This is a genomic window from Nocardia sp. NPDC004278 (assembly GCF_053602975.1).
This window is the reverse complement of sequence record NZ_JBSGEQ010000014.1, coordinates 33465-57998: the sequence shown is the minus strand read 5'-3', so window position 1 is coordinate 57998 and position 24534 is coordinate 33465. Positions and strand designations below refer to the sequence as shown.

24 protein-coding genes and 1 pseudogene are annotated in these 24534 nt (G+C 66.3%); 13 read left to right on the top strand and 12 right to left on the bottom strand.

Features of this window, described 5'->3' with window-relative positions; all coding sequences use genetic code 11:
- The first annotated feature begins 104 nt into the window (after positions 1-104).
- Positions 105-3116: a bifunctional [glutamine synthetase] adenylyltransferase/[glutamine synthetase]-adenylyl-L-tyrosine phosphorylase gene (locus ACWEO2_RS22130; protein WP_452407043.1), complete on the top strand. Its 3012-nt coding sequence runs from the start codon at positions 105-107 to the stop codon at positions 3114-3116.
- 31 nt (positions 3117-3147) lie between these two features.
- On the opposite strand, the gene ACWEO2_RS22125 is transcribed toward ACWEO2_RS22130, so the two are convergent.
- The gene (locus ACWEO2_RS22125) at positions 3148-3480 is read right to left on the bottom strand and encodes a winged helix-turn-helix transcriptional regulator (protein ID WP_355189491.1); all 333 of its coding nucleotides are present in this window, start codon (positions 3478-3480) and stop codon (positions 3148-3150) included.
- A 119-nt stretch (positions 3481-3599) separates the two neighbouring features.
- On the opposite strand from ACWEO2_RS22125, the gene ACWEO2_RS22120 reads away from it, so the two are divergent.
- Both ACWEO2_RS22120 and ACWEO2_RS22115 read left to right on the top strand, forming a co-directional pair.
- Positions 3600-3938: a YciI family protein gene (locus tag ACWEO2_RS22120; protein WP_327096773.1), complete on the top strand. Its 339-nt coding sequence runs from the start codon at positions 3600-3602 to the stop codon at positions 3936-3938.
- Positions 3938-4579: a cysteine hydrolase family protein gene (locus ACWEO2_RS22115; protein WP_452407042.1), complete on the top strand. Its 642-nt coding sequence runs from the start codon at positions 3938-3940 to the stop codon at positions 4577-4579. The genes ACWEO2_RS22120 and ACWEO2_RS22115 overlap by 1 nt, the downstream gene beginning before the upstream one ends.
- Here ACWEO2_RS22115 and ACWEO2_RS22110 read toward each other — a convergent pair.
- Positions 4533-4874: a hypothetical protein gene (locus ACWEO2_RS22110; RefSeq protein WP_452407041.1), complete on the bottom strand. Its 342-nt coding sequence runs from the start codon at positions 4872-4874 to the stop codon at positions 4533-4535. The two genes, ACWEO2_RS22115 and ACWEO2_RS22110, sit on opposite strands and share 47 nt — an antisense overlap.
- 106 nt (positions 4875-4980) lie before the next feature.
- On the opposite strand from ACWEO2_RS22110, the gene ACWEO2_RS22105 reads away from it, so the two are divergent.
- Both ACWEO2_RS22105 and ACWEO2_RS22100 read left to right on the top strand, forming a co-directional pair.
- Complete coding sequence (locus ACWEO2_RS22105; RefSeq protein ID WP_452407040.1) at positions 4981-5925, top strand: endonuclease/exonuclease/phosphatase family protein; 945 nt, start codon at positions 4981-4983, stop codon at positions 5923-5925.
- A gap of 149 nt (positions 5926-6074) precedes the next feature.
- Entirely contained in the window at positions 6075-7517 is a 1443-nt protein-coding gene (locus ACWEO2_RS22100; RefSeq protein ID WP_452407039.1) for a metallopeptidase, read from the top strand.
- On the opposite strand, the gene ACWEO2_RS22095 is transcribed toward ACWEO2_RS22100, so the two are convergent.
- From ACWEO2_RS22095 to ACWEO2_RS22070, 6 genes are all read right to left on the bottom strand, one after another.
- Entirely contained in the window at positions 7514-7963 is a 450-nt protein-coding gene (locus ACWEO2_RS22095) for a 6,7-dimethyl-8-ribityllumazine synthase (RefSeq protein ID WP_452407038.1), read from the bottom strand. The genes ACWEO2_RS22100 and ACWEO2_RS22095 overlap by 4 nt on opposite strands.
- Before the next feature lie 9 nt (positions 7964-7972).
- Positions 7973-8860: an alpha/beta hydrolase gene (locus ACWEO2_RS22090; protein ID WP_452407037.1), complete on the bottom strand. Its 888-nt coding sequence runs from the start codon at positions 8858-8860 to the stop codon at positions 7973-7975.
- A complete protein-coding gene (locus ACWEO2_RS22085; RefSeq protein ID WP_452407036.1) occupies positions 8857-10407 on the bottom strand; it encodes a M20/M25/M40 family metallo-hydrolase in 1551 nt (516 codons plus the stop codon). The genes ACWEO2_RS22090 and ACWEO2_RS22085 overlap by 4 nt, the downstream gene beginning before the upstream one ends.
- Entirely contained in the window at positions 10404-12065 is a 1662-nt protein-coding gene (locus ACWEO2_RS22080) for a CocE/NonD family hydrolase (RefSeq protein ID WP_452407035.1), read from the bottom strand. The genes ACWEO2_RS22085 and ACWEO2_RS22080 overlap by 4 nt, the downstream gene beginning before the upstream one ends.
- A 58-nt stretch (positions 12066-12123) precedes the next feature.
- The gene (gene tsaA / locus ACWEO2_RS22075; RefSeq protein ID WP_452407034.1) at positions 12124-12534 is read right to left on the bottom strand and encodes a tRNA (N6-threonylcarbamoyladenosine(37)-N6)-methyltransferase TrmO; all 411 of its coding nucleotides are present in this window, start codon (positions 12532-12534) and stop codon (positions 12124-12126) included.
- A 202-nt stretch (positions 12535-12736) separates the two neighbouring features.
- A complete protein-coding gene (locus tag ACWEO2_RS22070; RefSeq protein ID WP_452407033.1) occupies positions 12737-12883 on the bottom strand; it encodes a VOC family protein in 147 nt (48 codons plus the stop codon).
- On the opposite strand from ACWEO2_RS22070, the gene ACWEO2_RS22065 reads away from it, so the two are divergent.
- The 3 genes from ACWEO2_RS22065 to ACWEO2_RS22055 all read left to right on the top strand — a co-directional run bounded on the left by ACWEO2_RS22065 (position 12882) and on the right by ACWEO2_RS22055 (position 14622).
- A complete protein-coding gene (locus ACWEO2_RS22065; protein ID WP_452407032.1) occupies positions 12882-13232 on the top strand; it encodes a DoxX family protein in 351 nt (116 codons plus the stop codon). The genes ACWEO2_RS22070 and ACWEO2_RS22065 overlap by 2 nt on opposite strands.
- 153 nt (positions 13233-13385) lie before the next feature.
- Positions 13386-13835, top strand: coding sequence for a TY-Chap domain-containing protein (locus ACWEO2_RS22060; protein WP_452407031.1), 450 nt, complete (start codon positions 13386-13388; stop codon positions 13833-13835).
- 43 nt (positions 13836-13878) lie between these two features.
- Positions 13879-14622 carry a DUF4191 domain-containing protein gene (locus tag ACWEO2_RS22055; protein WP_452407030.1) on the top strand — a complete coding sequence of 248 codons (744 nt, stop codon included), beginning with the start codon at positions 13879-13881 and terminating at the stop codon, positions 14620-14622.
- Between the two features lie 50 nt (positions 14623-14672).
- Here the strand turns inward: ACWEO2_RS22055 and ACWEO2_RS22050 are convergent, their stop codons facing one another.
- Complete coding sequence (locus tag ACWEO2_RS22050) at positions 14673-15053, bottom strand: YrdB family protein (RefSeq protein WP_354952431.1); 381 nt, start codon at positions 15051-15053, stop codon at positions 14673-14675.
- Between the two features lie 84 nt (positions 15054-15137).
- Positions 15138-15668, bottom strand: coding sequence for an RDD family protein (locus tag ACWEO2_RS22045; RefSeq protein WP_452407029.1), 531 nt, complete (start codon positions 15666-15668; stop codon positions 15138-15140).
- Positions 15669-15922: 254 nt separating this feature from the next.
- Between ACWEO2_RS22045 and glnA the strand changes: the two genes are divergently transcribed.
- Both glnA and ACWEO2_RS22035 read left to right on the top strand, forming a co-directional pair.
- Positions 15923-17359 (top strand): type I glutamate--ammonia ligase, encoded by a 1437-nt coding sequence (glnA, locus tag ACWEO2_RS22040; RefSeq protein WP_452407028.1) that lies wholly within the window; start codon positions 15923-15925, stop codon positions 17357-17359.
- A gap of 189 nt (positions 17360-17548) precedes the next feature.
- Positions 17549-18565, top strand: coding sequence for a DUF1152 domain-containing protein (locus tag ACWEO2_RS22035; RefSeq protein WP_452407027.1), 1017 nt, complete (start codon positions 17549-17551; stop codon positions 18563-18565).
- Between the two features lie 334 nt (positions 18566-18899).
- Here the strand turns inward: ACWEO2_RS22035 and ACWEO2_RS22030 are convergent, their stop codons facing one another.
- A complete protein-coding gene (locus ACWEO2_RS22030) occupies positions 18900-21704 on the bottom strand; it encodes a LuxR C-terminal-related transcriptional regulator (RefSeq protein WP_452407026.1) in 2805 nt (934 codons plus the stop codon).
- A 163-nt stretch (positions 21705-21867) separates the two neighbouring features.
- Here ACWEO2_RS22030 and ACWEO2_RS22025 point away from each other — a divergent pair, with 163 nt between their 5' ends.
- From ACWEO2_RS22025 to ACWEO2_RS22015, 3 genes are all read left to right on the top strand, one after another.
- Positions 21868-22224, top strand: coding sequence for a VOC family protein (locus tag ACWEO2_RS22025; RefSeq protein ID WP_452407025.1), 357 nt, complete (start codon positions 21868-21870; stop codon positions 22222-22224).
- A gap of 62 nt (positions 22225-22286) precedes the next feature.
- Positions 22287-22745 (top strand): iron chaperone, encoded by a 459-nt coding sequence (locus tag ACWEO2_RS22020; protein WP_452407024.1) that lies wholly within the window; start codon positions 22287-22289, stop codon positions 22743-22745.
- Between the two features lie 814 nt (positions 22746-23559).
- Positions 23560-24399, top strand: a complete 840-nt coding sequence (locus ACWEO2_RS22015) for a tyrosine-protein phosphatase (RefSeq protein ID WP_452407023.1) — start codon at positions 23560-23562, stop codon at positions 24397-24399.
- Between the two features lie 58 nt (positions 24400-24457).
- Here the strand turns inward: ACWEO2_RS22015 and ACWEO2_RS22010 are convergent.
- Positions 24458-24526 (bottom strand): annotated as a pseudogene (locus tag ACWEO2_RS22010) (Crp/Fnr family transcriptional regulator); the annotation flags it as partial.
- Positions 24527-24534: the final 8 nt, after the last annotated feature.

The window sequence follows — 24534 nt, the reverse complement described above, 5'->3', positions numbered from 1 at the left end:
AGTACCTCCTCCGGTAGGCGCTGAAACCGGCATCGTCGGCTACGTTTACGAATCTTTCCACCATCCTTTGTAGAAACAGATGATCGGGCAACTAAGTTGGACTTATGGTCCGGCCGCCCTCTGCTCGTTCAGCTGTCCCCGGTGTCGGTCGGCTCGGCTTACTCGAGCCGACCGCCGCCGCCTCGTTACGAGAGTTGGCGTGGGACAATATCGACAGCATTCCGGTGCTGTGGGCGCTGTCCCGTGCGCCGGATGCCGATCTTGCGCTGCTGACGCTGACGCGGCTGCGGGCCGCGCTCGGCGACGGGTGGCCCGAGCTGGATGCCGCGCTGCGAAGCGATAATGCGTTGCGCGGCAGGCTTTTCGCGCTGATCGGATCGTCGAGTGCTTTCTCCGATCATCTGGTCGCCGATCCCGCAGCATGGCGAATTCTGCGGCGAGACAAGCTACCCGCGCGCGAGGAGTTGATCGCGGATCTGCTGGCCTCGGTGCGGGGCGTGCCCGCGCAGAGTCCGAATCCGGATGCGCTGCTGTACTCGGCCGAAGTCTCCGGTCCGGAGGCAATCCCGCTGCTGCGCAAGCGATATCGCGATCAGCTCATGCTGCTGGCCGCACTGGATCTGGCGGCCACCGTCGAGAACGAACCGGTGCTGCCGTATCAGGTGGTCGGCCGCCATCTCACCGATCTCGCCGATGCCGCGTTGACCGCCGCCCTCGCGGTGGCGGTGGCGCGGGTCTGCAAGGACGCGCCGGTTCCGGTGCGACTGGCCGTGATCGCGATGGGTAAGAGCGGTGCGCGCGAACTCAACTATGTCAGCGATGTGGACGTGGTCTTCGTCGCTGAACCCGCCGATGCCACCGCCACCCGATTGGCCGCCGAGCTGATGACCGTGGGCAGCGCGGCATTCTTCGAGGTCGATGCGGCACTGCGGCCCGAGGGTAAGGCGGGCGCGCTGGTACGCACCCTGGACTCGCACATTGCCTACTACAAGCGGTGGGCCAGGACCTGGGAGTTCCAGGCACTGCTCAAGGCCCGGCCGATGACCGGCGATCTGGCGCTGGGGGAGCGGTACCGCGACGCCCTGATGCCGATGGTGTGGACCGCGTCCGAACGCCCCGATTTCGTCGCCGATGTGCAGGCTATGCGGCGCCGGGTGGAGAATCTGGTCCCCGCCGATCTGCGCGAACGCGAACTCAAACTCGGCCACGGCAGCCTGCGCGATGTCGAATTCGCCGTGCAGCTGCTGCAATTGGTGCACGGACGGGTGGATGAGACACTGCACGTGCAGGGCACCGTCGAAGCGCTGACGGCCTTGGCCGCAGGCGGTTACATCGGCCGCGACGACGCCGCGAATCTCACGGCCTCGTATGAATTCCTGCGACTGCTCGAGCACCGGCTGCAATTGCAGCGGCTCAAGCGCACCCACACCCTGCCCGCCGGCGATGACGAGGAGGGCATGCGCTGGCTGGCCCGCGCCGCCCATATCCGGCCCGACGGCCGACAGGACGCGGTGGGTGTGCTCGGCACTGAGATTCGGCGTAATGCGGTGCGGGTGCGGCGATTACACGCCAAACTCTTCTATCGGCCGCTGCTCGAATCGGTGGTCAAGATGGAGCCCGCCGCGCTGCGGCTGAGTCCGGACGCGGCGATCCGGCAGCTGGCGGCGCTGGGCTATGCGGCCCCGGAAAACGCACTGGGACATCTGAAGGCGCTCACCGGCGGGGTGTCACGCAAGGGCCGGATTCAGGCGCTGCTGTTGCCGACGCTGCTCGAATGGCTCGGGGACACCCCGAATCCCGATGCCGGACTGCTCGCCTACCGGCGGGTGTCGGAGGGGCTCGACGACCAGATCTGGTTCCTGCGCGAATTGCGCGATGAGGGCGCGATCGCGCAGCGGTTGATGATCGTGCTCGGCTCCTCGGAATATCTGCCGGATCTGCTGATCAATGCGCCGGACACGATCCGGATGTACGCCGACGGCCCCGGCGGGCCGCTGCTGCTCAGCCCGCAGCCGGAAGATGTCGCGCGCGGGATCCTGACCGCGTCGGCACGCTACGACGATCCGAAACGTGCGGTGGCGGCGGCTCGTTCGCTGCGCCGACACGAATTGGCGCGGGTCGCCTCGGCCGATCTGCTCGGCATGCTGGACGTGCCGCAGGTGTGCCGGGCGCTGTCCGCGGTCTGGGTCGCGGTGCTGGAAGCCGCACTGCGCGCGGTGGTTCGGGCCAGTGCGGCCGAACTCGGCGCACCGGCACCGGCCGATATCGCGGTGATCGGCATGGGCCGTCTCGGCGGTATGGAACTGGGCTACGGTTCCGACGCCGATGTGCTGTTCGTCTGTGATCCGCGGCCCGGCCAGGACGAGACCAAGGCCGTGAAATGGGCGATCGGCATTGCGGAAAAGGTGCAGCGGTTGCTCGGCGCGCCGAGCACCGACCCGCCGCTGCAGGTCGATGCCGGATTGCGGCCGGAGGGGCGCAACGGGGCGCTGGTGCGCACGCTGGCCGCCTACGCCGCCTATTACCAGCAGTGGGCCCAGCCGTGGGAGGTACAGGCGCTGCTGCGCGCCCATCAGGTGGCCGGAGATCAGGACCTCGGTGTCCGGTTTCTGCACATCATCGACAAGGTGCGTTATCCGGATGGCGGGGTGTCGGCGGAGGCGGTGCGCGAGATCCGCCGGATCAAGGCCCGGGTGGACGCCGAACGCCTGCCGCGCGGTGCGAACCCGGCGACCCACACCAAACTCGGTCGCGGCGGCCTTGCCGATATCGAATGGACCGTGCAGCTGATGCAGCTGCGCTACGCCCACGATGTGCTCGGACTGCACAACACCTCGACGCTGCAATCGCTGGATATCATTCAGGAAACCAAATTGCTTGCGGCCGAGGATGTTTCGTTGCTGCGCGAGGCCTGGCTCACGGCCACCAAGGCGCGCAACGCCCTGGTGCTGGTGCGCGGTAAGCCCGCCGATCAACTCCCCGGCCCGGGCCGTCTACTATCGGCCGTCGCGCGCGTGGCGGGCTGGCCCAATGATGACGGCAGCGAGTTCCTCGACAACTACATGCGCGTGACCAGGCGTGCAAAAGCGGTGGTGGAGCGCGTCTTCGGCGGCTGACGCCGCAGCCGAATTCGACGGCTGCCGCCGTTCAGGGCAGGGTGATGCCGACGCGGTCGGCGCGCTTGCGCCCCCATTCGTAGAGGGCGGTGAGGACCGGGACCAAACTCCAGCCCTCCTCGGTCAGGTCGTATTCGACCTGGGGCGGCACGGTGTCGAAGATGGTGCGGCGGATCAGTCCGTCGGTCTCCAGATCGCGCAGCTGCTGGACGAGCATCTTCTCGCTGGTGCTCGGCATCAGGCGGCGGAGTTCGCCGTAGCGGCGCACGCCCTCCTTGAGATGGGCCAGGATGACCGGCTTCCACTTGCCGTCGATGAGGTCGACGGTCACCTCCACCGCGCAGTAGTAGCGCTTGTCCGGCATTGCTCGCCTCCCGGTACTCACCAAAAAGTGCGTTCTTGTAACACTGTAATCATCGGGCTTTCATGGAACTCGTCCTGCGGCGCGGCCGCACCACATTCTGCACATGGAGCGCGATTCCCATGAAAGTCATTGTTTTCGACAGCTTCAAGCCCGGCGTGACGATGGAGACCATCACCCCGTATCTCCCCGAAGAGGTCGCCAATGTGTGGCGGCTGTGGAAGGCGGGCATCGTCCGCGAGAACTACGCGCGTGCCGATGAGCCCGGCGTGGTGATCGTCTTCGAGGTCGACAGCGTCGAGGAGGCCAAACGCTACGTCGCCGATTTCCCGCTGACCAAGGCCGGGCATCTGGAATGGACCTATGTTCCGGTGCAGGCGCCGCTGCCGCTCGAGGCGCTGATGGATCCGTCCGTCGATGTCGCCGAGCCCTACGACCGGACGAAGGTGGGGTCGGCCTGATGCAATACGCGTACGGCCTCAGCATTCCGCAGACCCTCGCGGATGCCTGCGACCCGACCAGGATGGCGCTGATCATCTACGACATGCAGGTCGGCATCGTGCGGCAGTTGCCCGACGGCGACAAGATCGTCGAAGCCTGCCTGCAACTGCGGGATGCGGCGCGGGAGAACGGATTTCGCGTCTTCTACACCCGGCACATGTCGCTGCCGCCGGCGGCCTCCGGTGTCTCGCAACTGCGCACGGCCATGGAGTGGCAGCGGGTCGACAATCCGAACGAGGTGCACTCCAGCTTTCCGCAGGGCTCGCCCCAGTACGAGCTCGTCCCCGAGTTGACGCCGGGGCCGAACGAGGTGGTCATCGACAAGATCACCATGTCGGCCTTCGCGGCCACCCCGCTGGATTTCGCGTTGCGCGACTTGGGTATCGACACCTACGCCATTGCGGGCATTGCCCTGGAGGTCGGCATCGAACCCACCGTCCGGCACAGCCTGGACCTGGGCTACCTGCCCATTCTGGTGACCGACGCGTGCGGCGCGGGGCACCCCGCCGCGGCCGAACGCTCCTTGGCCACACTGGCTTTCGCGGGTGGCTCGCTCACCACGGACGCCGCCGTCCTCGCCGAGCAGATGAACCGCCACTGAGCGCGAGCCGCACCGGACCGACCGCGGTCAGCACCTGAAAGCGCCGCACGAAAGCGCGCAGTGCCATGCGGTCCTCATCGTCGGGCGGGCGGTACCCCCGCTCGGCGGTGACGGATACGGTGCTCCCGTTGCGCACCCGCAACTGGTCCCAACACACCGGCAGCACCGGCGCGTGCACACTGTGCCCATTGCACGTCACCGTGATCCGTGAGGTGAACCGGCCCGCGGTATGCGCAAGATCCTCCGCGGCGTCGGCGGTCAGCACCCCGGTCGCTGTGAACTCCTCGACATACATCGTGACCACCTCACTCTCTGCTGGCGAGTGTACGAGGGGCACGGCGTCCACGGAATCTCCACAATCGCCGCACCTCGTCTCCACGGCCGCCGGTTAGGGTCGGAGCATGCGTAAATGGGTGGACCGGGTGCTGCTCGGGCTGGGGTGGTGCGCCCTCGGGGCGGGAGTTCTGGGGATCGTATTGCATTTCGGAACGTGGCGACGGCAGGTCTCGGTGCTGTTGGCGGCGGGAGCGTCGTATTTGATGCTCGGTGCGGTGCTGGGGCTGGTGTTGCTGCTGATCGCGCGGGGATGGAAGAGTGCGGCGGCGGCCGGGGTGATCGTCGCGGCGGTGTTGTGGACGCAGGTGCCGATGTTCGTGCCGGAGGGGCGGGCGGCGAGTGGGCCGGAAGTTTCGGTCATGCAGTCGAATCTGCTATTAGGGGAGGCGGATGCGGCGGCGGTGGTTCGGGCGGTGCGGGAGAACCGCGTCGAGGTGCTCACCGTCGACGAGCTGACATCGGAGGTCGCACAGCGACTCGCGGCGGCCGGAATCGAGGAGTTGCTGCCACATCAGTTCCTACAGCCCCGTAGCCTCGGCAACGGTACCGGGATCTACAGCCGATATCCGTTACGGGACACCAAGAAATACGACGACTTCTGGATGAACAATCTGTCCGCCACCATGGAGCATCCACAGCGCGGGCCGGTCGCGGTGTTCGCATTCCATCCGGTCCCGCCGTCGGTCGACTTCGCGGCGTGGAGTTCGGAGCTCGACCGGATTCGCGAAATACTGGACGCGCAACAGGGTCCTGCGATCGTCGGTGCGGATTTCAATGCCACACGCGATCATTCGGCATTCCGTGATCTGCTGCGCGGACGGTTCGTCGCGGCGGCGGATCAGGCGGGGGCCGGGCCGCTGCTCACCTATCCGGCCGACCGCCGGTGGGGTCCGGTGATCGGCATCGACCACATCCTGGTCGCCGACGGCACGGCAGCGCAGGTGCGCTCGCTCACCATTCCCGGATCGGATCACCGCGCGATACTGGCCCAGGTGCAGTTGAACGCCTGACGGAGCGAATGCGCCCAGACGTATACGCGCGCAGCGGTTTCTGCGATTACCATGTGATCGCTCGACGGGCAGGCGGATGCGTCGCCGACGCCATCGGGTCAGGGGCCGCTGAGGATGGGCCCGCGGTGAGTTCGGGGAGGAAAGACCTGATGAGGACTAGACGGCTGCGGTTCGGGGTGGTCGCGGCAGTGCTGCTGGTCGGCGCTGCGCTGGTCGGATGCGACAGCAAGGCGGGTCAGCCGGGGGCGAGCGCGGTGACCGCGGACAATCCGTGGAATGTCACCGGCGCGGTCTCCAACAACGGTCCGAGCGGCCCGCGCAAGGGTGTGCCGGATGCCGCGCTCACCGCGGAGAACGGTGACGGTGGTGCGGTCGACAAACTCGCCCTCAACACCATCGCCGATCTAGAGGATTTCTGGAAGACCGAGTACGGCAAGAACTTTCCCGGCACCTTCAAGCCGGTGAGCCGGTATATCTCCTGGAATGCCAAGGCACCCAGGGAGCAGGCGGTCTCGTTCTGCAAATCCAGCACCTATCACCTGGTCAATGCCGCCTACTGCAGTCTGGACCACACCATCGGCTGGGATCGCGGCGTGCTGCTGCCGCTGCTGCAGGAGAAGTACAGCGATATGGCGGTCGTGATGGTGCTCGCGCACGAGTACGGTCACTCCATCCAGGGGCAGGCCAAGATCGCCGGATTCTTCAGCGGGGCGCTGGTGAAGGAACAGCAGGCCGACTGCCTGGCCGGAGTCTTCCTTCGGCATGTGGCGGAAGGGAATTCGGCGCACTTCACGCTGAATATGACCGACGGGCTCAACGCGGTGCTCGGCGCGACCATCGCCGTGCGCGATACCGATCCGGACAACCCGAAGAATGTGCACGGTTCCGCCTTCGAGCGGACGACCGCGGTGCAGATCGGCTACACCGACGGTGCACAGGGCTGCAAGAAGATCAGCAAGAAGGAGATCGAGCAGCGCAGGGGCACCCTCCCCACGACATACGAGGACGGCGAACAGGATGCCCAGCTTCCGGTCGACGTGCCCGCGCTGACCAGCCTGAGCCAGGCGCTGGCGAAGATCTTCCCGCTGCGCCAGCCACCGCAGTACGACTACACCGGGATCGTCAAGAACTGCGCCAAGGTGACCGCCACCGAGCCGGTCTCCTACTGCCCGAGTTCGAACAAGATCGGCACCGATGTGCCGGAACTCGCCAAACGCGGCGGGAAGATGAACGGCGATGACGAACCGCTCTCGGCGGTGGTGGACGGCGATTACAACGCCTTCGCCGTCTTCATCTCCCGCTATGTGCTCGCGGCGCAGCAGGAACGCAAGCTCTCGATCACCGGATCCGAAACCGCCGGACTGCGCACCGCATGTCTGACCGGAGTCGTGACGACCAAGTTGAGCGAGCCCGGCAGCGATCCGCGACTATCGGCCAATGACCTCGACGAGGCCGTTTCCGGACTGCTCGCCGACGGTCTGGTCGCCAGCGATGTGGACGGCAAGGTGGTGGCGAGCGGCTTCCAGCGGTTGGAGGCGTTCCGCACCGGTGTACTCGACGGCGAGCAGGCCTGTCTGACGAACTACCGCTAGTTCACCGGCAGCGAACGCAGGGAGCTGAGCGTGGTCGCCAGCGCACGGGCCGCCTCGGCTCCCTTCGTCACGAAGTGCTCGGTGAAGAAGGTGACGTGTTCGCTGTGCTCGTGGAAGTGATGCGGGGTGAGCACCACCGAGAACACCGGCACATCGGTATCGAGCTGCACCCGCATCAGACCGTCGATCACCGCGGACGCGACGAAATCGTGCCGGTAGATGCCGCCGTCGACGACCAGTGCGGCCGCCACGATCGCCGAGTACTCGCCGCTGCGCGCCAATCGCTTGGCGTGCAGCGGGATCTCGAATGCGCCGGGCACCTCGAAGACGTCGACGGTGGTCGGGTCGAAGCCGAGCCCGGCGTATTCGGCGGTGAAGCCCTCATACGCCTTGCCGACGATGGAGCTGTGCCAGGTGGCGCGAATGAATGCGACTCTGTCTGCCATGGCCAGAGCCTACTTTCCTGGATCAGCGGTGATGTGTGCCTCCAGCCACTCCACCACGTCGGAGAGCACCTTGTCCTGTTCGGGTTCGTTGAAGACCTCGTGGTAGAGACCCTCGTAGCGGATCACCGTGAGATCCTTGGCAGCCGCGGAGCGCTCGATCAGATCGGTGCTCGACGGTGCCGCGATGGCGTCGGCGGTGCCGTGCAGCACCAGCAGCGGCACGGTCAGCTTGTCCAAGCGGTTCTTGACGAACTGGGTGGCGTTCAGCATCTCCATGCCGGTGCGGGCCGGGAGTTTGCCGCGGAAGACCAGCGGATCGTTGTCGTAGGCGCGAATCACCTCGGGATCGCGGCTGATCATCGACGAATCCAGTTTCAGCACACCGAAATTCGGGGCGAACCGGGACAGCAGCGGACCGAGCAGCCGCTGTAGCGGATTGCCGACGGCGATATCCAGCGGCGGCGCCGAGACCACGATGCCATCGACATCGATCGGTGCGCGGGTGGCCAGATACAGCGTGATCAGGCTGCCCATCGAATGCGCGACCAGGAACCGCGGCACATCCGGATGTTCGCGCTCGGCGATCTTCAGCATCTCCGCGACATTGTCGGCGGCACCCGACATCGAGTCGATATTGGCGTTGCTGCCCGCGGACTTGCCATGGCCGAGGTGGTCGAGTGCGTAGACTGCGAAACCGCTGTCCGCCAAGCGCTTTCCGATATGGGCATAGCGGCCCGAATGCTCGGCGACGCCGTGTACGAGCACGATCACCGCGCGCGCCGAGGTCTCGGGAAGCCATGCGCGCCAAGCGATCCGGCTGCCGATGCCGTCGAATTCGCCGGTCTCGGTGCCCGGTCCCGGTTCGGAGGACGCGCTGGCCTTCGGATCGGTTGTCATGCATCGGCTCCTGGGGTCGGTGGCGGCGCAGCAAGCTGATCGATCAGCCGCCGGTTGAACTCGATGAGCCGAGCGTAGTTCACCAGCGAGATGCGCTCGTCGGTTCCGTGGATCGTTTCCACATCGGCCTGGGTCAGCATGATGGGCGCGAAGTTGCACCGAGTCGCCGCGAGGTCGTCGTAATGTCGCGAATCGGTGGCGCCGGGGACGATTCCGCTGGTCACGGCGATACCGGGGACGACGGCCTTGGCGAGGTCGGCGATCAGGCCGAAGGCGGGGCCGGGCGGGCGGTCCGCGGACGGCTCCGAGGTCATGCCGACGAGTTCGATCCGCACGCCCGCGTCACGCACCACCTTGCGGCAGTGTTCGAGCACCGCCGCGACCGAATCGCCGGGCAGGATGCGGAAATTCACCAGGGCCTCGGCCTGCTGCGGCAGCACATTGGGTTTGACGCCGCCGCGGATGACCGTCGGCGCGGTTGTTGTGCGCACCAGTGCCTCCGTCTGGGGACGGGCCGCCAGCATCCGGGTGATCACGGGGGCGGCCAGCCGGGCGAAGCCGAGCAGGTGGCGGCGATAGTCCGGCACGACGCGGCGCAGTCGCGCGACCATGTCCGCCACCACCGGCGTCATGCGCAACGGCATCGGATGGTCTTGGATCCGGCCCACCGCGCGCGCGATCCGGCCGACCGCGGTCTGCGCACCGGGCATGGACGAATGCCCGCCCACCGCCGATGCCGAAAGCCGAACGGTCGCATAGCCTTTCTCGCCGACCATGATCGAGGCGACCGGCCGGTCGACACCGTCGGCGACGCCGTCGAGGATTACCCCACCCTCATCGAGCAGCAGATCCGCGCGCACACCGGATTCGCGCAGCCACTGCGCCATCCGGACCGCACCGTCATCCCCGAACACCTCTTCGTCGTGCCCGAAGGCCAGGTAGATGGTGTGCTGCGGTCGAACTCCCGCCGCGAGCGCGGATTCGACCGCCTCCAGAATGGCGATCAGCCGACTCTTGTCATCGATCGCCCCACGGCCCCAGATGAATTCGTCGTCCACCACGCCCGCGAACGGCGGGTGCGTCCACCGCCGTGGCTCATCGACCGGCACCACGTCCTGATGTGCGAGCAGAATCGCCGACACCTGCTCCGGCTCGACGCCCGGCCAGCGGTACAGCCGGCTGTGCCCGAACCGCCGCAGCTCCAGTTCGGCGTGCACCAGTGGGAACGACCGCTCGAGGTGTGCGGCGAGACGAATGAATTCGGCGTCGCTGTCGGGGGTGTCGAGCCGCTCGGCGGACGCCTCGGGCTCGGCATCGCGCCGCGCGACGGATTTGGCGGACACGGCGCCGTTGCGCGCGGTGTCGGCCGGTTCGCCCGACGCGGCACCCGCCTGTCCTGCGGACCCGGCACCCTGGCGCGTTGTCGATGCGATATCCGGCGGCTCATGCGAAATCGTCGCGCATCGCAGGGCGTAGGCGAGGCGTTCGGCGATCTGGGCGTCGACCACCACGGCGGTCGGGCGGGTCTGTGCGGCGCTACCTGTCATCGAGGGCTGGACGCGTTCGGCAAATTCATGGGCATCTCTGCATTCTTCAACACATCGGCGCCGAGGGTGCGAACCTTCTGGTCGCGCCATTTCGCCCAGGCCTCACTGGTACCGCCGGTGAGGTCGGGGGTGCGCGGGGTGGTGAGCAGCGGCAGCTCCAAACGGGCCGCGAGCACGGTGACCTGGCTATTGGCGGCGGCATGGGACCAGACATCGTCGACGACGTCGGTAATGCGGACACCCAGGCGGTCCCCGGCGCGCATGGGCCAGTCCTGGGCCAGGAGTCTGATGTCGGCGGTGTCGGCGACCGGGGCTATGCCACGGGTGATGACCGTGGCGCGGCCGTCGGGCGCGATATCGAACAGTTCGACCGCGACCGTCGCAGCGGACGGACCGGACAGCCGCAGCGCTGCCGTCGGGATACCGGAGATGTGCTGGTCGGTGGTCAGCGGTTCGGAGATGGACCAGATTTCGCGGTCGGGTCCGGGGAGCAGGCCGCGGTCGGTGTAGACACCGGTCCGCAGGTCGATCGGGACCCGGCGGGCATCCGCGGGTGGCCAGGCGGTCTCGGAGCGCCAGCCACCGTCGAACTGGCCGACGGTGATGCGTGGCCCCGGCACGTCGACATCGCGACCGGCGACGTGCTTGTCGAAGAAGGCGAGCAGTTCGGCATCGAAATCCGGTGTGCCGCATTTGCTCTCGCAGTCGCTGTGGCCCCATTCACCGAAGAACGCCCGGTGATCGCCGGGGCCGAGCGCGTTCCAGACGTCGAACACCCGATAGGCGCGGGTGTTGTAGTCGAGGAAGCCCTGGCCGAGGAACAACGGAATCGTATTGCCGCGCAACTGTTCCACCAGATCGCGTGCGCGCCAGAACGCGGTGCCGCCATCGTGATTCGTGGTGTTCGCCGCGAATTGCGCGTAGCACTCGGGGGATATCTGGACCGCATTGGACTGGTATTCGGGCGAGTCGTCGGGTCGGCCCGGTGTGGAGGCGATGAGCAGATGCTCCATACCCGTCATATCCGAGGGCCGAATGCCCTGCTCGGTCACCGGCTTACCGGAGAACTTCCAGGAAACGCCCTGCATGTACACATAGGAATACGGGTCGACAACCGGTCCGAACGATACGACGGCGGCCAGGCCCGCAGGTTTGGCCGCCAAGCCCATCATCCCGGTCCAGCCCTCATAGGAGGTGCCGATCATGCCCACCCGGCCGGTCGACCATGGTTGCTCCGCCGCCCACGTCACTGCGGTGGCCACATCCGAACGTTCGCCCGGCCCACCGAAATCCGGGCAGCCGGAGGAGCCGCCGTATCCGCGCAGGTCGACAATGACGTACGTATAGCCCGCGTTCAGGAACATCGCCACATGCAGGTCGTCGGTGGACGGACCGCCCTCCAGCCGCGGCATGCTCAGATAGGCGGCATGCGAGCGATACGGGCTGACGGTGAGCACCACCGGCGTGCGGGTGTCCTCGGCCACGCCCTCCGGCCGCAGGATATCGGCGTGCAGCCGGGTGCCGTCAGCGGCAGTGATATAGCTCTGCGACCACTGATATGGCACGCCGACCGGCTCTGCCGCCGTCACCGGCGCCGAAATCCCGAGTATCAGCAAAACCCCGGCCAACCCACGCCACAACACCGAACCCACAGTCACCCGAGAACTATCGACCGCTGCTGGTCGATAGTCCAGCCCCCGGAACCGGGGGTATCACTCATCGCTCCTCGGCCGAACCGAGGACCGGCTTCAGGTCCAGTACCGGGGTGCCGTCGATCGCTTCCAGACCGTGCACGGTGAGGATGTGCCCATCGCTCTCGGCGATCGTGACCCGATGCAGTCCAATGGGGTTCGGCCGATCGGGTGAGCGCGTCGCGAAAACTCCGGTCTCCGGACGTGCGCGGTCCCCGCGCGGATGCACCGCGAGCACCGCCCGATCCGCCTGATGCAGCCAGGTCAGCACGATGACCTCATCGCCGGGACCCAGGTCCTTCGCCGCCGCCGCCACCTCCGAATCCAACACAATTTCCGCCGGTGGAGCTCCTTCGTCACCTTGCCGAGGCGCATCCGCCCGACTACTCAACGGCGAGCGCACCCACCCAATAGCCCGCACCTGATACGAACTCATACCTGCCCCTCTGCTCTGCGCATCGACACATGACTTCCTCCGCCGACGCGTCCATCCTGTCCTTCTTACCGCCTGCGGCGGCGGTAGTTCCCCGCACGCCGAGCCGAACTGTCCTGGACGGCCGTTCACATGCGCTCACGTAGGTCCACTCTCGACTTTTGCCGTCCTGAGCGCATGGTGATCAATGGTCCAACTCCGGGGATTACGGCTGGAGCAGGCCGATGACGTTGTTGTCGGCGTCGGTGAGGGTGGCGATCAGTTTGCCGCCGCCGACGTCGTGGGGCTCGTCCTGCACGGTGGCGCCCGCCTCGATCATGGCGGCGATCTGCGGCGGCACCGCGGCGGGCATGACGGAATTGGGTTATCCGACCTATGTCATGACCATCCTCGGATTCTGGAAAGTGCTCGGCGCCATGGCCATTGCCGCACCGCGTTTTCCACTGGTGAAGGAATGGGCCTATGCCGGCGCGTTTTTCGATCTGACCGGTGGACTCGCATCGCATATCGGACACCATTCAGCCGTAAATCATCTGGTCTACACCGGCTTTTTCGCGATATGCGTGGTGGCGTCGTGGGCCTTGCGGCCCGCCAGCCGCAAACTCGGTGTTCCGGTTTTCCACGGGCTCGGCCGTGCTCCGGAATCGGCAGCACGCCAGCACTGGACGATGCCATCGGGATCGGTCGGCGCCGCCGCGTGACCCGCGGCCGTGGGTGGCCCGTCGTTCGAGGAAACGGCGGACTATTCGCTTTTGCTATCGCAGATGCGAGGGTCGTGCTGAGCCAACAAGATTCGGCTGGTGTCTCAGGTGGTGCGGCGTAAGATCGGGCCGGTGCGCGTCCCCGGGGGAAGTATGAGTGAGCCGGTGACCACGGATTGGGAAAGATTCGTGCGGGCACTGGCGCAATGCCTATCCGAACTACCATCTCGGGCAACGCTGATCATCGCCGCGCCCGGCAATAAATACGTCCAATTCGTGCAATACGACATCAAGCTGTCCGTCGAACTGGCGGGCAATTCCTATCTCATCCAGCCCATCTCGCCGACCGCTGAGCACACCCTGCGCGATCTCGGCTGGCGCGAACCGGTCGCGCGGCGCGGGATCGACAATTGGACCCGCACCCTGCTGTGGCCCCTTTCCATGGACACCCTGGTCGGACTCGCCCGCTCGGTCGCCATCGGCCTGCGCGACGCGCTCGGTGTCGGCGCCCCGGTGGAACTGCGCGCCATGGGCTGGACCGAGACCTCGGGTGATCTGGATCTCACCGCACTGGGGCCGATCGCACACCGCGGCGTGCACTGACGCGGTGCGGAGACCCGCCCGACGTGGCACTATCCTGTGAAGCATGGCAGTAGGCAAGGGCGGCACGCCGTCGAAGGAAGCGAAGGCCGCGGCTAAGGCGGCGCGCAAGCAGCAGTCGAAAGAACGCCGCCAGCAGCTCTGGCAGGCCTTCCAGATGCAGCGCAAGGAAGACAAGCTGCTGCTGCCTTTGATGATCGGCGCCGTTGTCGGCATCACGGCCGTTTTCCTGGTGATCGGCCTGATCGTCGGCCTGCAGTGGTTCCTGCTGCCGCTCGGTCTGCTGCTCGGTGTGCTGGTCGCGTTCATCATCTTCGGGCGTCGGGTGCAGCGCAACGTCTACGCGAAGGCCGAGGGTCAGGCGGGCGCGGCGGCGTGGGTGCTGGAGAATCTGCAGGGCAAGTGGCGGGTCAGCAATGGCGTCGCCGCGACCACCCAGCTGGACGCCGTGCACCGGGTGATCGGCCTGCCGGGCGTCATCCTGATCGGCGAGGGTGCCCCGCAGCGGCTGAAATCGCTACTGGCCCAGGAGAAGAAGCGCACCGCCCGGCTCATCGGCGACACCCCGATCTACGACATCATCATCGGCAACGACGAGGGCCAGATCCCGCTCAAGGAGCTGCAGAAGCACCTCACCAAGCTGCCCCGCAATATCGACGCCAAGCGCATGGACCTCATCGAGGGCCGCCTCACCGCGCTGAGCTCGCGCAGCGGACCCGCACTGCCCAAGGGCCCGATGCCCGCGGGCGCCAAGATGCGCGGTGTGCAGCGCAGCATCCGTCGGCGCTGATTCGATTCGAAAGGCCCGCATCCCCTGAGTTGGGATGCGGGCCTTTTCTGTCAGGCCGCCGGGGCGGTGGTGAGCAGCCAGGTGATCCTGTCGTATGCGAGCACGTGGTAGATCACCAGCACCGCGGTGCAGATCAGCGCCCACTGGGGCAGCCCGGCGATCCACAGCGCGGCCGCGCCGCCGAACAGGACGATCAGTTCGACCACCAGCCGCACCGGCCCCGGCACCGCGACCGGCGCCGCACCGCTGCGGCTCGGATCGCCGGGAACGGCGAAGGTTCCCCACAGCGTGGCGGCGGCGACCGGCAGCACCACGACCAGGATGAAGCGCCATGGTGAGTCGAACGCCCGCCATCCGCAGACTCCGAACGAGGAAATGGCGGTGAGTTCGAGCACTAGGCGCAGCGCCAGCATGGCCGGATTCAGAGACACCGCCGGAGCCTAACGGGCAGTGCCCCAGCCGTCGTCCCGGTGAAAGTCGGGTCTTTTTGCTGTCGGAAGGTTCGTGCGGGCGGGCTATCGCGAGCGGACGATGGCGGTGCCGGTGGCGCGGTCGTGCATACCGCGGCCGTCGGCGTCGGTGAACAAGGCCGGGACCACGAAGACCAGCAGCACCTGCCGGGCCAGCGCGCGCACGAAACCGACGGCCACCGGCGCATCGACGCGGATCACCCGCAGGCGCAGGAAGTACTGACCGGGGGTGAAGCCGAACAACGACACCGCGACGACACCGATCACGAACCAAACCAGCAGGTTGGGCGTGGTGAGCGCGCTCACGATCACCTCGAAGTTGGTGGGGCGGGGTTTCCCGGCGGGGATATCCATTCCGGCGATGATCTTGTCCGGATTCGGCCGGATGATGATCGCGGTAATACCGAGCGCGATGAACCAGTCCACCACCAGCGCGGCAATGCGCCGCAACATACCGACGAGCGAACCCGCGCCCGAGCGCGGCAGGCCGAGGTTCTGGCCGGGGAACTCGGGGGTTGCCGGATCGCCCGAGTCCGCCGAAGGGCCGGAGAGCCAGGATCCGCTGATGCGTGCCATGAACCCCAGAATAGGCCCCTACGACCGGTTGTAGGACACCGCACTAAATCGGAGCTGACCTCGGTGAGCAGCGCCGATGATGGCAGGACTACCATGCTGTTCGAGCCCGGTTGGCTTTCACTACCCGTCCAGCCGCACGTGTAACACTGGCGAAACACAGCCTTGACTACTGGGAAACACCGCGTCCATACCGTCGGGACGCGACGAACCCATGCAATCGACACTGGCTGGGAACCGATCCGTAAGGAGAACAAGTGACGTTCAGCACGGCCGACGAGGTCATCAAGTACATCAAAGAAGAGGACGTCGAATACGTCGACATTCGCTTCAGCGATCTTCCGGGTGTGCAGCAGCACTTCTCGATCCCCGCGAAGGCCTTCACCGCTGACCTCGCTGAGGAAGGGCTAGCGTTCGACGGCTCCTCCGTCCGTGGCTTCCAGTCCATCGACGAGTCGGACATGCTACTGCTCCCCGACTTCAGCACCGCGCGTCTGGACCCGTTCCGCGCCGCCAAGACGCTGAACCTCAACTTCTTCGTGCACGACCCGTTCACCCGCGAGGCCTACAGCCGCGACCCGCGTAACATCGCGCGCAAGGCGGAGGAGTACCTGAAGAGCACCGGCATCGCCGACACCGCCTACTTCGGTGCCGAGGCCGAGTTCTACATCTTCGACTCCATCCGTTACGACTCGGGCATGAACGGCGCCTTCTACGAGATCGAGTCGATCTCCGGCTCCTGGAACACCGGTAAAGAGTTCAACCCGGACGGCACCCGCAACCGCGGCTACAAGGTCCGCAACAAGGGCGGTTACTTCCCGGTCGCCCCGTACGACCACTACGTCGACCTGCGCGACAAGATCTCGACCAACCTGCAGAACGCGGGCTTCGAGCTCGAGCGCGGCCACCACGAGGTCGGCACCGCCGGTCAGGCCGAGATCAACTACCGCTTCAACACCCTGTTGCACGCCGCCGACGACCTGCAGCTGTTCAAGTACATCGTCAAGAACACCGCGTGGGCCGAGGGCAAGACCGTCACCTTCATGCCGAAGCCGCTCTTCGGTGACAACGGCTCGGGCATGCATGTGCACCAGTCGCTGTGGAAGGACGGCAAGCCGCTGTTCCACGACGAGGCCGGTTACGCGGGCCTGTCGGATCTGGCGCGCCACTACATCGGCGGCATCCTGCACCACGCGCCGTCGCTGCTGGCGTTCACCAACCCGACCGTGAACTCCTACCACCGCCTGGTCCCGGGCTACGAGGCCCCGATCAACCTGGTGTACTCGCAGCGCAACCGCTCCGCCGCGGTCCGCATCCCGGTCACCGGCAACAACCCGAAGGCCAAGCGCATCGAGTTCCGCGCGCCCGACTCCTCGGGTAACCCGTACCTGGCCTTCGCCGCCATGATGATGGCCGGTCTGGACGGCATCAAGAAGAAGATCGAGCCGAAGGCCCCGGTCGACAAGGACCTCTACGAGCTCCCGCCGGAGGAGGCCAAGGGTATCCCGCAGGCCCCCACCAGCCTGGCCTCGGTCATCGACCGCCTCGAGCAGGACCACGACTACCTGACCGAAGGCAACGTCTTCACCTCGGACCTCATCGAGACCTGGATCAGCCTGAAGCGCGAAAACGAAATCGCGCCCGTGAACCTGCGTCCGCACCCGTACGAATTCGAGCTGTACTTCGACGTGTAAGTCGGTAGGTCGCCGCGCAGGCTTCGCTCCTGCGTTGTAAGACATGGAGCCCCATCCGTTTCGACGGGTGGGGCTCCGCCGTTTCTCGTGCGCACCAGCATGACCCGCGCACTGGCTATGGTGGGTATTCGCGCGCCACACCGGTTCGATCGCGAGGCAATTCGGAACCGGGATGTACGAGGGGGGTAGATGAGCGAAGTCTCGGTAGATCCGGAGAAGCTTCGGACACACGCTACGAATGTGGCGAAGCTCGGCCAGGTGGCCTCGATCTTTACTCGTCTCGACGGGTGTTCGTCAGTGCTGATCGCCGGGGCCGGTGGTGGGTTCGACGTGTATGCCGGGCTGCCGCTGGCCTTTACGTTGCGCGATGCCGGGGTCGCCGTACATTTTGCGAATCTCTCCTTCGCGCGGCTGGAGAGGCTTGGTGCTGATGCCTGGTTGAACGAGTATGTGGCTGCCATTACTCCGGATGCCATGGGGCCGCCGGACACCTACTTTCCGGAGCGGGCTTTGGCGAGATGGTTTGCGCTGCAGAACGAGCCATCGACGGTCTTTGCCTTTCCGCGGGTTGGGGTGGTGGGTTTGCGCGCTGGCTACGAGACGCTCGTCGAACGGCTGGGGGTTGATGCGATCGTGCTGGTCGACGGTGGTACCGACATTCTGTTGCGTGGGGACGAATATCTGTTGGGTACGCCGCAGGAAGATGCGGCGAGTTTGGCTGCGGTCGCTGGAATCGATTACGTGCCAGTGCGATTGGTGGCGAGCATCGGCTTCGGGATCGATGCGTACCACGGCGTCAACCATGTGCATGTCCTGGAGAACATCGCGGAGCTCGATGCGCGGGGTGCCTACCTCGGCGCCTTCTCGATATCGAGCCGTTCGACCGAGGCGCAGCGGTACCGAGCTGCCGTCGAGCACGCCGCGGACTTGACGCCGAAGCGGCCCAGCCTGGTCAATGGTCAGATAGCCGCAGCATTGTCCGGTCAGCATGGGAATGTGCCGATCCGTGGACGTAGTCGAGCTGACGATCTGTTCGTAAATCCTTTGATGGCAATGTATTTCACGTTCGATCTGCCGGGGCTGGCGGCGTACAACGCGTATCTGCCGAGTCTGGAGGGCACGACCGATATCTCCGAGGTATCGCTGCGGATCGGACAATATCGCGCTGGAGCGACCCTGAGGCCGTCTCGCTCGTTTCCGCATTGACTGTGGTGTCCCTTCAGTTCTTGGAGGACGGTCGCGGCCCGGCTACCGACCAATCGGCCGCGGCAGTGTGCGAGCGACTTTCAACCGGCTCGACGAACTCGGCCCAGGTGGAGAGGGATTCTGGATGTCGGCGTCCAATTCGATGATGCTGCGGGTTGAAGTGCTGTCCGGTAGTCGGTTTCGAGCGTCTTACGTTGGCAGGCTTCGATGGGTACGTCGATGGCCAACTGGGTGAGCCCTCTCATCGAAGCGCAGCAGTGCCGCAAACCGCGCGGAAGGCGAGCGAGAGCTGTTGCGGCGCAAAGCGTCTGCTGTGTACGGGTGCACGCAACCGCTAGCGCGTCGGCGGGGTGAGGCCGAGGCTCGTCAGGGTGGCTGGAGCGGAGTTGTCACCCATCAGACTCAGGGTTCGGGCTCGCTGGTAAGGGCAGTGGGCCGTCTCGAAGGCAATTGCGATGGCGGGTAGGCGTTCGGGGGTATGGTCGAGCAGAGCCGTGGCTCGGTCGACCATGGCGGTGGCGATCGGGTTGCCGGACACTGTGGTTCGGGCGGTTGTGACGTAGTCGCGGGCGTTCGGATGAGCGGCGAGGACGGCTGCTTCGGCACGCAGTGCGAGGTACCAGTGGCGCCAGATCCAGATGATCTGCTCGTCCATTTCGTCGGGGTCGGCCGACAGGCTTGCCAGGGCACGGTCGGGTTGTCCGTGGTGGAGCAGGACGATGGCTTCGAATACGGCACTGTAGGCGGCCTTCTGGTCGGGCGCCACACCGAGATTGTCGACGATGGCCAGCCATTCGGCTCTAGCATCGCCGTCGCCGCGCAGGCCATGGATCAGAGCCACCGCGGCCGCCGCCGTGGCGAGGTTGGGTGCGTGCAGGCGACCGGAGAGCTCCCACGCGTCGATGAATCGCCTACTGTCGGTGAGCACGTTGTCGGCATTGCCCGCGAGTGCGTCCGCCACCAGCCGCCGCGAGGTGGCGAAGTCACCCCGTTCGGCCAGCAATGGCAGGTCGCGGAGCTGGTCGGCCCAACGGCGGGCCCCATCAAGGTCACCCACGCCGATACAGGTATCGGACGCCTCCGCGAGTGCGTTGACCCGTTCGAGCGCGCTGGCCGGTGTCACCGGAACCGCGGCGAGCAGCTCGACTCGCCGCTGGGTCGTCGCCGCGGTGGCGAAGGTATCACCCGCCCAGCACTGGGCCGCGGCAAGCGCGTCGAGGGCCGCGCTCTCGGCCAGCGGATCGCCGGTCCGGTAGGCCAGGTCGACCGCCCGCTCGGCGCGCGTAATCGGCTCGGGTACCGGCGATTCCGATGCGCTCGGCGCAGAATCGGCAGTGTGGGGGAGTACTCCACACTCGGCCAGGGCGACCGCGGCCAGGGCGGCCGGGTCGTCGTCGGTCAACTCGCGCGCCTCGGACAGCAGCGCCGCGGCCGCATTCGACGGCGGCGGCTCGGAGAAGGTTTCGGACATCCGATAGACGGTGATTGCGGCCGTGGCCAGGTCGCGGGCGGCCCCGGCGGTGTCCCCGGCGTTGCGTGCGGTGTCCGCGGCACTGCGGTAGAGGCGGCACATGTCTGCACCGCGCATCCGGCATCCGGCGACCTCGGCGGCGTGCCGTAGTGCGGATACCGCGTCGATCGGGTCCTCGGCGAGCGCTGCCGCCTGCTCGTACCGCTGCTGGGACTCGCCGACCAGATTTCGGGTAAAGGTCAGTTGAGCCAGGGACAAGGCCAGATCGTATGCGTCGGCACGAAGTTCGGATTGTTCGCCCGCCCAGGCCAGGGCTGCCCGGATGTCGTCGACGGCCGCGTCGAATCGGGTGCGCCAGTCGGGGGCGGGCGGCAGGTCCCCGGTCAGCGCCGCGGCGGTTTTCGAGCACCAATGTAGATGGCGCGCAAGCACTTCGGGCAGCTCACCGGTCTCGAGGAGTTGTTCCGTCTCATACTGGCGGATCGTCTCCAGTGCCCGGTAGCGGGTGCCGCCCGCGGACGGCGCGGCGGTGAGCAGGCTCTGCTCGGCGAGCCGGGCCAGACCGTCCGCGACCGAGTTCGGTTCCAGCGGTTGATATCCGGCCACCTCGGCGGCGTCGGCGGCGGTAAACGGTGCGACGAAGACCGAGACCCGTCGGAGCACGCACCGGTCCGAGTTGGTCAGCAGGGCCTGGCTCCAGTCGAGCATGGCCCGCACGGACCGATGTCGGTCGTCGGCACGGCGTCCACCGACCAGGAGGCGCAGCGGATCGGCGAGGCTCGCGGTCAGACCGTCGAGACCGAGGGTGGGCAGCCTGGCGGCCGCGAGCTCGATCGGCAGCGCCAGACCGTCGAGCCGCTGGCAGACCTCGGTGACCTGATCCAATTGTTCCGGTTCGACGGGCCAGCCCAGGGCGGCGGCTCGGTCCAGGAACAACGCAATGGCATCCGCGGTGGCGGCATCGTCGCCGAGAGATAGCGGTGGCACCGCATAGACCTGCTCGAAGGGCACCATGAGCCGAGCGCGGCTGGTGGCCAGTACGGTCACGCGCGGGCAGTGCGCGAGCAGGCGCTCGATGAACGGTGCCGCGCCCTCGCGCAGATGCTCGCAGTTGTCGAGGACGAGCAGGGTGTGGCGGTCGGCGAGGGCGCTCAGCACCGAATCGTCGAGGCTGCGGCCCTGCTGTTCGCCGAGGCCGAGCGCACGGGCCACCGCGGATCCGGTCATCGCCGGATCGGTTACCGGGACGAGGTCGACGAACCATGCACCGTCGGCGAATTCACCGGCAAGATCTGCGGCAACGGCCAAGGCCAGCCGCGTTTTGCCGACACCGCCGGGGCCGAGTGCGGTCACGTGGCGCTGCACCGCGACGGCCCGACGCAATTCGGCCCGCTCCCGGGCCCGGCCGACGAACGACGTCAATGGTGCGGGCAGGACGGCCACCGCCTCGCTCCGCTCGGCCCGGGTGAGCTCGGCCGCGCGCTGGGCGAGCGCCCGCCGGTCGGGGACGCCGACCTTGCGCAGCAGCGAGGACACATGGGTCTCCACGGTGCGCACCGAGATGTACAGCTGCGCGCCGATCTCGGCATTGCTGCGATGCTGCCCGATCAGAGTCAGGACTTCGGCCTCGCGGTCGGAGATCCCGGCAGCCACCTTCTGCGTTGACACGTCTCCATTCTCACGCACCGGTCCCGTAGCTCGTGCGGGCATCGACCCGTGCTCACTCAGTGGTGCTTTCCGTGGTCGGCACGGATGTCGCGCCGCCGAGCGCTGCCTACCGTAATTCTCATCGCCGCAAGACGATCCGGACCACATCGCAGAAGGAGTACTCATGACCGCCGCCTCGGCCGGGGGAATCAAGACCGTACTGCATCCCGTCTCCGACCTGGCGACGGCCAAGGAGGTCTACACCGCCCTGATCGGTGCGCCGCCGCAGATCGACGGAACCTACTACGTCGGTTTCGACGTCGCGGGTCAGCACATCGGGCTGGTACCGGGCGGTGGACCGCAGCGCATGACCGCACCGGTGGCGTACTGGCACGTGCCCGATATCGAGGCGAAGCTGGCCGAGGTCACGGCCGCGGGCGCCACTGTGCGCGAGCCCGTGCGCGATGTCGGTGCAGGTCGCCTGGTCGCCACCGTCACCGATCCCGACGGCAATGTCCTTGGGCTGCTTCAGGACCGGTGAGCGCCCCCCGACGTTTTCAACCGAACCGACATCACGATCGACACCACAACGGAGGAACCGCAATGACCACAACCCGCACCACGAAGCGCAAGTCCACGGTGGGATTCTCGGAAGAAGAGCGCGCCGCGATGAAGGAGCACGCTCAGGAGCTCAAGACGGCCGCACGCCGCGGCGCGCGCGCAGCCAAGGCGGACGGCGAGTCCGATGTGCTCGCGAAGATCGCCGAAATGGCGGATTCGGATCGCGTCATGGCCGAGCGAATCCACGCCATCGTCAAGGCCAACGCGCCCGAGCTCAGCCCGAAGCTCTGGTACGGCATGCCCTCCTACGCCAGGGACGGCAAGGTCGTCTGCTTCTTCCAGACGGCGGAGAAGTTCAAGGCGCGGTACGCCACCCTCGGCTTCAACGACTCGGCGAGCCTCGACGACGGCGCCATGTGGTCCACCGCCTTCGCTCTGACCGAATTGACCGCCGCCGATGAGAACCGGATCGGGGAGCTCGTCAAGAGAGCGGCGAGCTGAGAACTACGGCCTGCCACCGCGTCTGGTGGCAGGCCGTATGTATGGCTGGGATACTTCTGCGGTGGATGGTGCAGGGGGAAACACGACGCATGACTGGGCGAGCGCGGTGGACTTCGCCCACCTCGCCGAGATCCGTCGACAATGCCCCCCATGCGGTGTTCGGCACTTGATCCTCGAAGTCATCGCGTACGTGGCCGAGGAAGCCGAGTGCAACAACGGGGGACGACCGCCCGGACCGCAATTTGCCCGCGATGGATCGGGCGGCAGCCGAACAGCTGATGCGGTTGACGTCGGCGTGGCAGCGCCTATCCGTCGACATCGACGATGCACGCTGAGGAGCACTGGATGGAGTTCGAAGCGCGGGTCTATTTCACATGACCTGGCCTGAAGACGAGTACCTGCGAAACCTGCGGGAAGCGCGGGGCGACTATGCCTGGTTGATGCGGCGGTATGGCGGGCGCACGTGGCAGGAGGCTGATGCGGAGGCGCGGGAGGCGTATCCGTATGAGTCGAGTGATCGGCCGTTTCGTGGCATCGAATTCCATGAAGACGCTTGGCATTGGGCGATGTTGGCGATTCACGGCGCCATGTACTGGCGCGAACATCCGGAGCTATTGGAGCCGTCTGTCGAGTATCTGAGGTGCCGAGGGGAGTAGCGGAAGTCTCGGTGGACGGTATGTGGGTCTCGGTGAGTGGGGTAGTAGCGGTGGGATCGGTGGGAAAGTCAGCAGGAGGCGGGTAAGCGGCTCTACTGTCCCGCGCCATGAAGAATTCAGTTGTTGCTCTAATTGGTTCTGTCCTAGCGACATTCGCGTTGACCGCTACTGGTACGCCGCCGATGGCGACGGCCGAGCCGACCGTGGACAGTGCTGCGGCGCGGATCGAATTGCAGGGCGCGGTCAATGTTCGGGATATCGGCGGGTATCGGACGTATGACGGTGCGAAGGTCAAGTCCGGCAAGGCCATTCGGTCCGATTCGCTGGAGAAATTGACCGACTCCGATGTGCAGAAGCTAGGTGGATTGAATCTGAAGGCGGTCGTTGATCTGCGGACGCCCGCGGAGGTGCAGTTCATGGGCGCCGATAAGGTGCCCGCTGGGGTGCAGACGGTGGCGCGGCCGATCGATGACACCGGATTGTTCCAGCAGATGATGGCGGCCATTCAGTCGCGAGACCCACAGAAGCAGGAGGAACTGCTGGGGAACGGGAAGGCCGAGGAGATCATGGGCCGTGTCTATACCAGCTTCCTCAGCGCGGATTCGCGCGCGAAGTTCGGGCAGACGATTCGGGATCTGGCGGCCACCGACCGCGCGACGCTGTATCACTGCACCTCGGGTAAGGATCGAACCGGCTGGCTGACATATGTGGTGCTCCGGGCGGTCGGAGTACCGGAATCGACTGCGCGCCAGGACTATCTGCTGTCGAATCAGTATCGAGCCGCCGCAGATGCCAAGCTGCGCGAGCAGGTGAAGCAGGCCGGACTGATGCAGAACCCCGATCTGCTCATCCCCCTGCAAGAGGTTCGTGACCAGTACCTGGATACCGCGATCGATGCATTGGAACAGGCGTACGGCGACTTCGGAAAGTTCCTGACCCAGGGCCTCGGCCTCGATGGCGGCACCCTCGTACAGCTTAGAAAGAACCTGGTCGCCTAGCGAAAACATCTCGGGCCCACCCCATTCCGTGGGGTGGGCCCCAACCCCTCCCAGCTCATGCGTCACGGTCCATGGTGACCGCGCGCACCTCGGTCACGGTGGTCGCGGTCGAGGTACGCGGACCCGGGTACTGCC

Excerpts from the sequence above, each read along its gene's own strand:
- ACWEO2_RS22025 (WP_452407025.1), top strand. The coding sequence starts at position 21,868 with ATGACCGCCGCCTCGGCCGGGGGAATCAAGACCGTACTGCATCCCGTC.
- ACWEO2_RS22125 (WP_355189491.1), bottom strand. The coding sequence starts at position 3,480 with ATGCCGGACAAGCGCTACTACTGCGCGGTGGAGGTGACCGTCGACCTC.
- ACWEO2_RS22020 (WP_452407024.1), top strand. The coding sequence starts at position 22,287 with ATGACCACAACCCGCACCACGAAGCGCAAGTCCACGGTGGGATTCTCG.
- ACWEO2_RS22110 (WP_452407041.1), bottom strand. The coding sequence starts at position 4,874 with ATGTATGTCGAGGAGTTCACAGCGACCGGGGTGCTGACCGCCGACGCC.
- ACWEO2_RS22120 (WP_327096773.1), top strand. The coding sequence starts at position 3,600 with ATGAAAGTCATTGTTTTCGACAGCTTCAAGCCCGGCGTGACGATGGAG.
- ACWEO2_RS22065 (WP_452407032.1), top strand. The coding sequence starts at position 12,882 with ATGACGGAATTGGGTTATCCGACCTATGTCATGACCATCCTCGGATTC.
- tsaA (WP_452407034.1), bottom strand. The coding sequence starts at position 12,534 with ATGAGTTCGTATCAGGTGCGGGCTATTGGGTGGGTGCGCTCGCCGTTG.
- ACWEO2_RS22095 (WP_452407038.1), bottom strand. The coding sequence starts at position 7,963 with ATGGCAGACAGAGTCGCATTCATTCGCGCCACCTGGCACAGCTCCATC.
- ACWEO2_RS22100 (WP_452407039.1), top strand. The coding sequence starts at position 6,075 with ATGAGGACTAGACGGCTGCGGTTCGGGGTGGTCGCGGCAGTGCTGCTG.
- ACWEO2_RS22085 (WP_452407036.1), bottom strand. The coding sequence starts at position 10,407 with ATGACAGGTAGCGCCGCACAGACCCGCCCGACCGCCGTGGTGGTCGAC.
- ACWEO2_RS22105 (WP_452407040.1), top strand. The coding sequence starts at position 4,981 with ATGCGTAAATGGGTGGACCGGGTGCTGCTCGGGCTGGGGTGGTGCGCC.
- ACWEO2_RS22130 (WP_452407043.1), top strand. The coding sequence starts at position 105 with ATGGTCCGGCCGCCCTCTGCTCGTTCAGCTGTCCCCGGTGTCGGTCGG.
- ACWEO2_RS22035 (WP_452407027.1), top strand. The coding sequence starts at position 17,549 with ATGAGCGAAGTCTCGGTAGATCCGGAGAAGCTTCGGACACACGCTACG.
- ACWEO2_RS22070 (WP_452407033.1), bottom strand. The coding sequence starts at position 12,883 with ATGCCCGCCGCGGTGCCGCCGCAGATCGCCGCCATGATCGAGGCGGGC.
- ACWEO2_RS22115 (WP_452407042.1), top strand. The coding sequence starts at position 3,938 with ATGCAATACGCGTACGGCCTCAGCATTCCGCAGACCCTCGCGGATGCC.
- ACWEO2_RS22090 (WP_452407037.1), bottom strand. The coding sequence starts at position 8,860 with ATGACAACCGATCCGAAGGCCAGCGCGTCCTCCGAACCGGGACCGGGC.
- ACWEO2_RS22045 (WP_452407029.1), bottom strand. The coding sequence starts at position 15,668 with ATGGCACGCATCAGCGGATCCTGGCTCTCCGGCCCTTCGGCGGACTCG.
- ACWEO2_RS22055 (WP_452407030.1), top strand. The coding sequence starts at position 13,879 with ATGGCAGTAGGCAAGGGCGGCACGCCGTCGAAGGAAGCGAAGGCCGCG.
- ACWEO2_RS22060 (WP_452407031.1), top strand. The coding sequence starts at position 13,386 with ATGAGTGAGCCGGTGACCACGGATTGGGAAAGATTCGTGCGGGCACTG.